This window comes from Caldimonas tepidiphila, from assembly GCF_003569765.1.
GTDB classification, from domain to species: domain Bacteria; phylum Pseudomonadota; class Gammaproteobacteria; order Burkholderiales; family Burkholderiaceae_C; genus Caldimonas; species Caldimonas tepidiphila.
On sequence record NZ_KZ983979.1, the window covers coordinates 1 to 1112 of the forward strand.

Here is a 1112-nt window from a genome sequence, read left to right on the forward strand (position 1 = left end):
AGATGCATGTGAAGAAGGGCCTGCTGCCCTTCCCCGAGCTGGAGCGATTCTGAGCGGCCCCCGCGGCGCGCCGGCCGCGCCGTCCCTCCGAGACCGACCCCGCGCGCCGGCCGCGAGCCGGCGCGCTGCCACGACGATGAACCAGAACAAAGACCCCGTCCTGCAATCCCTGGTCGAGCGCGTGCGCGCGGCGGCCGCCGACGGCACGCCGCTGCAGATCCGCGGCGGCGGCACCAAGGACCTCTACGGCGAGACGCCGCGCGGCGAGCCGCTGGACGTCACGCGGCTGGCGGGCATCAGCAGCTACGAGCCGACCGAGCTGGTCGTGACCGCGCGCTGCGGCACGCCGCTGGCCGAGCTCGAGGCGGCGCTGGCCGACAAGGGCCAGTGCCTGCCCTTCGAGCCGCCGCACCTCGGCGCCGACGCGACGGTTGGCGGCATGGTCGCCGCCGGCCTCTCCGGCCCCTCGCGCGCCGCGGTCGGCGCGGTGCGCGACTACGTGCTCGGCGCCACGCTGCTCAACGGCCGAGGCGACGTGATGAGCTTCGGCGGGCAGGTGATGAAGAACGTCGCGGGCTACGACGTCTCTCGCCTGCTCGCGGGCTCGATGGGCACGCTCGGCGTGATCCTGGAGGTGTCGCTCAAGGTGCTGCCGGTCGCGCCCGCCGAGGCGACGCTGCGCTTCGAGATGAAGGAGGCGACGGCGCTGCGCACGCTCAACGAGTGGGCCGGCCGCCCGCTGCCGCTCAATGCCAGCGCCTGGTGGAACGGGACGCTGGTGCTGCGGCTGCGCGGCGCTCGGGCGGCGGTGGCCTCGGCCGTGGCGCAGCTCGGCGGTGAGCGCATCGACGAGGCGCAGGCGCAGCCCTTCTGGCAGGCGCTGCGCGAGCAGCAGGACGAGTTCTTCACCGAGGCGATGGCCGCGGTGGACGGCGGGGCCGCGCTGTGGCGCCTGTCGCTGCCGCAGACCGCGCCGCCGCTGCAGCTCTCGGGCGAGCAGCTGATCGAGTGGGGCGGCGCGCAGCGCTGGCTGTGCACGGGCATGCCGGCCGACGCGGTGCGCGAGGCCGCGCGCGCGCTCGGCGGCCACGCGACGCTGTGGCATGCGCGCG

Annotated in this window: 1 protein-coding gene; it reads left to right on the forward strand. The window is 75.6% G+C overall.

The window, feature by feature from the left end; translation table 11 throughout:
* Positions 1–136: 136 nt before the first annotated feature.
* The coding region (glcE, locus tag D3A59_RS04120; protein ID WP_119153646.1) for a glycolate oxidase subunit GlcE at positions 137–1112 on the forward strand (976 nt) is incomplete at its 3' end.